We start from the raw sequence: 7,685 nt of genomic DNA on the forward strand, positions 1-7,685 counted from the left end.
GGATGGCCCCGCCCGTGTCCTGGTTGAGCACGAAGCGCGACAGCGGCTTCCACTGCACGGAGCCATCCGCCATGCGCACCGGGCGCTCGGTGTGGATGAAGGCCAGGCCGCCCTTGGGGAACAGCCGCGCGTCCGTCGCGATGGAGCGCCCCGCCGTCACCGGCCGCCCGAGCGAACCCACCGACGCGGTGTCGAGGAAGCGGAAGAACACGTAGGACTCGTTGTGGTCGAGCACCCGGTGGCGCTGCTGGGGGTTCGCCGCCAGCCACGCGCGCAGCGCCTGCATCGACATCTCCTCCTTGGGGATGGCGCCCTCCTGGATGAGCAGCGAGCCGATGCTGCGGTAGGGCTTCCCATTCGACGCGGCGTAACCAACGCGGCGCCGGCTGCCGTCCGGCAGCAGCAGCGAGCCGCTGCCCTGCACCTCCAGGAAGAAGAGCGCCACCGGGTCCCTGGCCCAGGCCAGCTCCAGCTTCCGCCCGCTGAGCCGTCCCCCACGGATGTCCCCGCGCGACCAGTACGGCACCACCTTCCGCCCGTCGAGCCGGCCAAAGACGCGCTCTGACTTGAAGCGCTCCGCGAAGGGCTCCAGCGGGACTTCAATCAAGTCGGACGGCGGCCCGTGGATGGGCACGTTGTACACGTCCGTGCGCGTCAGGCTCGCCTCGATGGTGGGCTCATAGTACCCGGTGAAGAGCACCTGGCCGTCCTCGCCTCCGGCGGCCTCCATCGGCTCGAAGTCCTCCAGGACCAGGGCCCACAGCGCCTCCTGTGTGAGGTCCTCGCGAAGGCGCGCGTGCAGGCGCTCCAGGGCGGTCCGCAGCTCGGCGAGGGAGACCTGCCGCGCGCCGTAGATGAAGCGGTGGTCGGACGGACGGCTCCGCAGCCACACGAGGCTCTCGGCGACGGCGGTCCGCAGGGACGCGACGTCACCGTCGTCCCGGGGCGCCATCTCCCGGGACAGCCCGAGGAGCGCGTCCTCGGGCCGGGTGACGGGGGCGCGGGTGGGGCTCGGACAAGCCGAGGCGAGGAGCCCCAGCGCCGACAGCAGGAGGATTCGGAGATGCCGCAAGTCCATGTGGCGCTCCTACTATCGCACCTGCCCTGGTGGGCGCCCCTGACAAGGGCCGTGAGCATGCCACGCCCTCGCGCGGGCTCCAGCGACTCCACGCGCGAGGACGGGCTGGGGCGATGCGGACTCAGATGAAGTAGTCGGGGAGCAGCTCCGCCCCGGGCACCAGCTGGTACTTGTCGAAGTCCGTCACGCCCACGCCGCGGAGGACCTCCTCGTCGATGCAGAAGTTGCCGGTGAACTCGCGGCTCGGCTTGGTGAGGATGGCGTAGGCCGCGTCCGCCATGATTTCCGGCGTCCGGCAGCCGCGGATGGTCTCATCCCCGCCCAGCAGGTTCTGCACCGCCGCGGTGGCGATGACGGTGCGCGGCCAGATGGCGTTCACCGCGATGCCGTCCGAGCGCAGCTCCTCCGCCATGCCCAGCACGCACATGCTCATGCCGAACTTCGCCATGGTGTACGCGACGTGGGGCGCGAACCAGCGCGCCTCCATGTTGAGCGGCGGCGAGTTGTTGAGGATGTGCGGGTTGCTGGCCTTCTTCAGGTACGGGATGCACGCCTGAGAACACGCATACGTGCCACGCGTGTTGATGCCGTGCATCAGGTCAAAGCGCTTCATCGGCGTCTCGAGCGTGCCCGTGAGGCTGATGGCGCTGGCGTTGTTCACCAGGATGTCGATGCCGCCGAAGGTCTCCACCGCCTTGGCCACGGCGGCGGCAATCTGCTGCTCGTCGCGGATGTCCACGACACAGGGCAGCGCCTTGCCACCCGCCTTCTCGATTTCCTCCGCCGCCGTGTAGATGGTGCCGGGGAGCTTGGGGTGCGGCTCCGTCGTCTTGGCGGCGATGATGATGTTGGCGCCATCCCGGGCAGCGCGGAGGGCAATGGCCTTGCCGATGCCACGGCTGGCACCGGAGATGAACAGCGTCTTTCCCTGGAGATTGGACATGGGATGTCTTCCTATCACGCCGCGCCCTCGGGGAAGGCGCGCTCGATGAGCATCTGCATGGGCGCGTGGGCCGGGAGCGTGCCGAACGTCTGCCCATGCGCCCCGCCCAGGCGGGACTCGCAGAAGGCATCCGACACGGCGGTGTTGCCCGCGCGAATCAGCAGCGACGCCTGGAGCGCCAGCGCCAGCCCCTCCACGATGGAGCGCGAGCGCGCCTCCAGCGAGTCCGTGTTGGCCAGCGCCTTGCCCAGCCGCGCGGTGGCCTCGTCATACGCGGCGTGCCCGCCCTGCGCGGCCAGCAGCTCGGCGAAGAGGGCCTCCCGGCTGGCCGGCTCGCGTGACGCCGCGCGCAGCACGTCCAGGCACTGGATGTTGCCGCTGCCCTCCCAGATGGAGTTGAGCGGCGCCTGCCGGTACAGGCGCGGCAGGTTCGTCTCCTCCACGTAGCCCGCGCCGCCCAGGCACTCCTGCGCCTCGTTGACGAAGGGCGGCGTGCGCTTGCACACCCAGTACTTCCCCACCGCCGTGGCGATGCGGCAGAACGCGGCCTCCTTTTCATCCCGAGGCGTGGCGTCCACCGCGCGGGAGACGCGCCCGGTGAGCGCGACATGGGCCTCCAGCTCCAGCGCCAGGTCCGCCAGCACGTTGCGCATCAGCGGCTGGTCGATGAGCCGCTTGCCAAAGGCGACGCGGTGCCGCGTGTGGTGGAGGGCCTGCACCAGCGCCTGTCGCATCTGCCCGCTGGAGCCAATCATGCAGTCCTGCCGCGTCAGCGCGACCATCTCCAGGATGGTGGGGACGCCGCGGCCCTCCGCGCCCACCATCACCGAGTAGGCCCCGTGCAGCTCCACCTCCGAGCTGGCGTTGCTCCAGTCGCCCAGCTTGTCCTTCAGTCGCTGGACGCGAATGGCATTGAGCGCGCCGTCCGGCGTGAAGCGCGGCATCAGGAAGCACGACAGGCCCCCCTCCGCGTGCGCCAGCACCAGGAACGCGTCGCTCATGGGCGCGGAGAAGAACCACTTGTGGCCCACCAGCGCGTAGGGCTGACCGGGCCCGCGGCCTTCACCCAGGCGGTGCGCCTGGGTGGTGTTGGTGCGCACGTCGGAGCCACCCTGCTTCTCCGTCATGCCCATGCCAATGGTGGCGCCCGACTTCCGCGCGGCGGGGATGAAGCGGCTGTCGTAGGCCGCCGAGCTCACGCGCGGCAGCCACTCCAGCGCCACCTCCGGCTGGTGGCGCAGCGCCGGCACCGACGCGTACGTCATCGTGAGCGGGCAGCTCGTCCCGTTGTCCGCCTGGTTGTGCAGATAGAACAGGGCCATGCGCGCGACATGGGCGCCGGGCGTGCCCTCGTTGCGCCACGCGAAGCCCGACACGCCGTGGGCCATGCCCAGCTCCATCAGCCGGTGATACGCGGGATGGAACTCCACCTCGTCGCGGCGGTGGCCATAGCGGTCGAAGGGCCGGAACCGGGGCTTGTTCTCGTTGGCGAGGAACGCCAGCTGCTGCATCTCCCCGCCCACCACGGGGCCGTACTTCGCCAGGTCGGCCTCCGCCCAGCCGCCGCCCTCGCGGGCCACCACCTCGCGGAGCACGGTGTCCGTCGTCCACGCGTCGTACTCGAGCGGCGGCGGCTGGTTCGTGACTTCGTGCGTGAGGAAACCGGCGGCAATGGCGTTGCGTTCAGTCATGGTGAAGGTCCTCCTGGGGACGGTACCCGGTGCCCATGGAGTACCGTGAACACGCGCGGCGGGCCACCGCAACCCGAGGGACGGCGGCGGCGGCGTGTCACCGCTTCTTCGCCTGCTCCAGCTCCTCGACCAGCAGCTCCGAGACCTTCCGCACCCGCGGGATGTCGAGCGCGGACTTCGCGCACACCAGGTGGTACGTGGTGGTGGCGAAGGGCCCCAGGTCCACGTCGAGCGGCACGAGGCTCCGCTCGCGCATGAAGCGGTGGCGCACGTCGCACAGCACCATGGCCCCCACGCCCGCCTCGGCCGCCGCCAGCATCACCAGGTAGTTGTCGGCGGTGAACACGGGCGAGAAGCCGGGGATGATGGACGCCAGCTGGGGATTGGGCGGCACCGCGTCGAACGGCGGCGCCCAGGCGACCCACGGGAGCGCCTGGAGCGACGGCCGCTTGGGCAGCCGGGCCTTGAGGGACTTCGCGGCGAAGACGGCGTTGGGGACCGTCAGCGAGGAGAGGAGCTTCAAGTCCGCGTTCATCGGACCCCGGGCTCGCAGCGCGAGGTCCGCCTCGCCGCGCCCCAAATCCAGGTACTGAATCCCGGACAGCACCTCCAGCCGCAGGCCCTCGTGCTTCTTCATCATCGCCCCGGCGAAGGGCGCGAGGAAGCCGAAGCTCATGTAGGGCGACGCCGTCACCCGCACCAGCCCCCGCGGCGACGTGTCCGACGACTCGGCCGCGCGGTGCAGCTCACCGGCCCACTCCGCCATCTTCTTCGCGGGCTGCACCAGCCGCTCACCCGCGGCCGTCAGCACCGCGCCATCCACCCCGCGGCGGAACAGCGCCATGCCCACCGCGTACTCCAGCGCCGCCAGCCGCCGGCTCACCGTGGGCTGGCCCATCCGGAGCCGCCGCGCCGCGCCACTGAAGCTGCCCGCCTCGGCGATGGCCAGGAACAGCCGCGCGTCATCCCAGGAGATATCCATGAATGCATGACCTCATGCCTGAATCGTCATTTCCCATCAATTCTCGCATCGTTAGCTTCCGCGTGTCTCGACGTGAAGGAGCTCCATCCATGCGGACCCGTTCCATTGTCCTCTCCATCGCCGCCGCGCTCGGCGGCACCCTCGCCGTCACCGGCTTCGTGGGCTGCGCCACCACCTCACACGGCGTCCAGCCCTCCGCGCTCGGCAAGGCGCGGCCCTCCTCGGAGCTGCTGCCGCTGCTGGCGCAGCCCGGCCCGGTGGAGCTGGAGACCGTGGTCTCCTGCGACTGGGCGGTGGAGCGCGGCGGCCTCATCAACCTGGCCCACCCCACCGCGAAGGCCGCCGGGCTGAAGGACGGCGCGGAGCCCGCGCAAATCTTCTTCCACGCCCTCCGCCACCCGGCCAAGGGCCTCTTCATCGTCGACACGGGCGTGGAGACGGCAATGCGGGACGCGCCGGAGCAGGCCGCCATGCGCGGGCTCATCGCCAGCGCCATGAACATGGGGAGCATGAAGGTGCACGCGCCGCTGGGCGAGTGGCTGGCGAAGCAGCAGCAGCCGCTGGCGGGCGTGTTCCTCACGCACCTGCACCCGGACCACGTCACCGGCATGGCGGACGTGCCCGCGGGCACGCCCGTCTACTCCGGGCCGGGCGAGGCCTCCGAGCGCGCCCTCATGAACCTCGTCGTCCAGGCCAACGTCGACCGCGCCCTGGCCGGCAAGCCGCCGCTGTCGGAGTGGACCTACGCGCGGGAGGACGCCGGCCTGTTCGACGGCGCGGTGGACATCTTCGGGGACGGCTCCGTGTGGGCGCTCTGGCTGCCCGGCCACACGCCCGGCACCACCGCGTACCTGGTGCGCTCCACGAAGGGCCCGGTGCTGCTCGCGGGGGACATCAGCCACACCCGCTGGGGCTGGGAGCACGACGTGGAGCCCGGCTCGTACAACAACGACGCGGACGGGGCCACGGCGAGCTTCAAGAGGCTGCGCGCGTTCGCCCAGGCCCACCCCGAGGTCGAGGTGCGCCTGGGCCACCAACACTGACGCGCGGGTGCCTCAGTTCCGGGTGTGCCGCCGGAAGAAGTCCCACATGATGCTGGTGCCGTCCGGTCCGGACGGGTCGGCGAAGGGATAGCGCGAATCTCCACCAGGCCAGGCGTGGTCCATGCCCTGGATTTCGATGTGCCGCGCCACCAGCGCGCCGCCGTAGACGTAGTCCTCCACGGTGTACGCGCGCCCGCCGGGCACACTCGCGCGCGTCACCTGCGTGGCCACCGGACGGATGCTGTCGTTGGCCACGCCGTCATCGCCATAGTCGCTGGTCTGCAGGAACTGCCGCGTCGCCTGCCGGCCGTTGACGATGTCGACCACGCTGTCCTTCGTCCCGTGCACCACGAGCACCGGCACCGTGTGGCGCGGGCGGCCCGAGCACCCCCACGCGTCCCGGCCCCGGTCATCCGGGTGGTAGATGCTGCCGAAGAGCATCGCGAAGCCCGTGCCCGAAATCGTGGTGGCCGCCTTGTACATGGCCCCCGCGCCAATCATCCCCGCGGCGAACACGTCCGAGTAGCAGGCCAGCAGCGTGCCCGTGAGCACCGCGCCGGAGCTGACGCCGCCCACGTAGATGCGGCGCGCGTCCACCGCGTAGTGCCGCTGGACCTGCGCCACCATGTCCACGATGAGCGCGGGCTCGCCGTGGCCTCGCGTCTGGTTGAGCACCAGCATGAAGTTCCAGCACTGCGTGGGGTTCGCGAACGTCGCCTGGTTCGGGTACAGCACCAGGAACTTCTCGGCGTCCGCCTTCTCGTTGAGGCGCGAGAGGCCGGCGAACTGGGTCGGGTTCTGGAAGCAGCCGTGCAGCGCCACCACCAGGGGCAGCGGCGTGTCCGCCTGGTAGCCCGTGGGCACCCAGAGCTGGAAGCCACGCGTCCCTTCAACGCCATGGACCCAGGCGCCGGCGCGCGCGGGCGCGGCGGCGGTGAGCGTGAGGACGGCGAGCAGCAACAACCACGTGCGCGCGCACGCGACAGTGTTCCGCTTCATTGGCTGACTCCTTCGGGGTGGGGGACCGCGCTCAGCCCGGCTGCCGCGCGTCCGCCGCGGCGTCCTCGACTCCGGCCAGGAAGGCCGCCACGGCTTCGGCGACCTGGTCGGGCTGGTCATACGGTGACGCATGGCCGGAATCACGCAACACCTGGAGCCGCGCGTTCGGCAGCAGGTCCACGTAGGCCTGCTTCGTGGACACGGGCGTGTAGTCCCTGTCGGACGCGAGCACCAGCACCGGGCAGGTGACGCCGCCCAGGTGCCGCATGACGCTCCACCCCACCAACCCCTTCGTCGCGCGCAGGTACGCGTCCGCGTCATTGGCGCTGAACAGCTCCAGCGCGCGCTGACGAAGCGCCTCCTGCTCGGGCTTGGGAAAGAGCCTGCGCGCCAGGACCTTCGCCAGCGCCGCGGGCCCCAGCAGCTTCAGCAGCGACAGGCGCAGGCCGAACTCGAGCTTGAGGCGCAGCGTGCGCGCCACCAGCTCCGGCCCGCTGTTGACGATGACCAGGCTGCGCACCAGCTCCGGCCGGTCCACCACGAGCTGGAACCCCATCATCCCACCCAGGGACAGGCCCACCACGTGGACGCCGGTGAGGCCCAGCGCGTCACACAGCCCGGCGATGTCCCGGGCGAAGCGCGGCACGCCATAGGCGCCCGGCGGCTTTCCGCTGCGACCATGGCCTCGCGCATCCGGAATGATGACGCGATGGCGGCCCGTCAGTCTGGGTGCCACGGACTCCCAGTCCCGGCCAGAGGAGCCAAGCCCGTGAAGCAGCAGCACGGGGCTGCCCGCACCCGATTCCTCGAAGTAGAGGGAGAGCTCCTCGAACTGGAGCAACGGCATGTTCGGACCCCAGATTCAGGTAGGAAGCGTGTCGAACCGCAGGCCCGAAGTTACATGAACGAACGTTCGTTTTTCAAGAGCCCCTCATGAGCACCTCCCCCC

The 7,685-nt window shown here is 70.6% G+C and carries 7 protein-coding genes; 1 reads left to right on the plus strand and 6 read right to left on the minus strand.

Annotation, left to right across the window (positions count from 1 at the left end):
• The 4 genes from mltA to G4D87_RS29685 form a co-directional block, all read right to left on the minus strand.
• On the minus strand, positions 1–1,078 hold a 1,078-nt coding region (gene mltA / locus G4D87_RS29670), incomplete at its 3' end, for a murein transglycosylase A (protein WP_163786067.1).
• Positions 1,079–1,199: 121 nt separating this feature from the next.
• Positions 1,200–2,021 carry an SDR family oxidoreductase gene (locus G4D87_RS29675; protein WP_140796131.1) on the minus strand — a complete coding sequence of 274 codons (822 nt, stop codon included), beginning with the start codon at positions 2,019–2,021 and terminating at the stop codon, positions 1,200–1,202.
• A 14-nt stretch (positions 2,022–2,035) separates the two neighbouring features.
• A complete protein-coding gene (locus G4D87_RS29680) occupies positions 2,036–3,712 on the minus strand; it encodes an isovaleryl-CoA dehydrogenase (protein WP_163786068.1) in 1,677 nt (558 codons plus the stop codon).
• Between the two features lie 97 nt (positions 3,713–3,809).
• Entirely contained in the window at positions 3,810–4,694 is an 885-nt protein-coding gene (locus tag G4D87_RS29685; RefSeq protein WP_163786069.1) for a LysR family transcriptional regulator, read from the minus strand.
• Between the two features lie 89 nt (positions 4,695–4,783).
• On the opposite strand from G4D87_RS29685, the gene G4D87_RS29690 reads away from it, so the two are divergent.
• The gene (locus G4D87_RS29690; protein ID WP_163786070.1) at positions 4,784–5,737 is read left to right on the plus strand and encodes an MBL fold metallo-hydrolase; all 954 of its coding nucleotides are present in this window, start codon (positions 4,784–4,786) and stop codon (positions 5,735–5,737) included.
• Positions 5,738–5,749: 12 nt separating this feature from the next.
• Here the strand turns inward: G4D87_RS29690 and G4D87_RS29695 are convergent, their stop codons facing one another.
• Both G4D87_RS29695 and G4D87_RS29700 read right to left on the minus strand, forming a co-directional pair.
• On the minus strand, positions 5,750–6,736 hold the full coding sequence (locus tag G4D87_RS29695) for an extracellular catalytic domain type 1 short-chain-length polyhydroxyalkanoate depolymerase (protein ID WP_163786071.1): 987 nt from the start codon (positions 6,734–6,736) through the stop codon (positions 5,750–5,752).
• Positions 6,737–6,767: 31 nt separating this feature from the next.
• Positions 6,768–7,583, minus strand: coding sequence for an alpha/beta fold hydrolase (locus tag G4D87_RS29700; RefSeq protein ID WP_163786072.1), 816 nt, complete (start codon positions 7,581–7,583; stop codon positions 6,768–6,770).
• Between the last annotated feature and the right edge of the window lie 102 nt (positions 7,584–7,685).

The sequence above is a fragment of the Myxococcus vastator genome (genome assembly GCF_010894475.1).
GTDB classification, from domain to species: Bacteria; Myxococcota; Myxococcia; order Myxococcales; family Myxococcaceae; genus Myxococcus; species Myxococcus vastator.

What these genes read in the sequence shown, in the direction of transcription:
- G4D87_RS29675 (WP_140796131.1), bottom strand. Translation starts at nt 2,021, where the DNA reads ATGTCCAATCTCCAGGGAAAGACGCTGTTCATCTCCGGTGCCAGCCGT.
- G4D87_RS29680 (WP_163786068.1), bottom strand. Translation starts at nt 3,712, where the DNA reads ATGACTGAACGCAACGCCATTGCCGCCGGTTTCCTCACGCACGAAGTC.
- G4D87_RS29685 (WP_163786069.1), bottom strand. Translation starts at nt 4,694, where the DNA reads ATGGATATCTCCTGGGATGACGCGCGGCTGTTCCTGGCCATCGCCGAG.
- G4D87_RS29690 (WP_163786070.1), top strand. Translation starts at nt 4,784, where the DNA reads ATGCGGACCCGTTCCATTGTCCTCTCCATCGCCGCCGCGCTCGGCGGC.
- G4D87_RS29695 (WP_163786071.1), bottom strand. Translation starts at nt 6,736, where the DNA reads ATGAAGCGGAACACTGTCGCGTGCGCGCGCACGTGGTTGTTGCTGCTC.
- G4D87_RS29700 (WP_163786072.1), bottom strand. Translation starts at nt 7,583, where the DNA reads ATGCCGTTGCTCCAGTTCGAGGAGCTCTCCCTCTACTTCGAGGAATCG.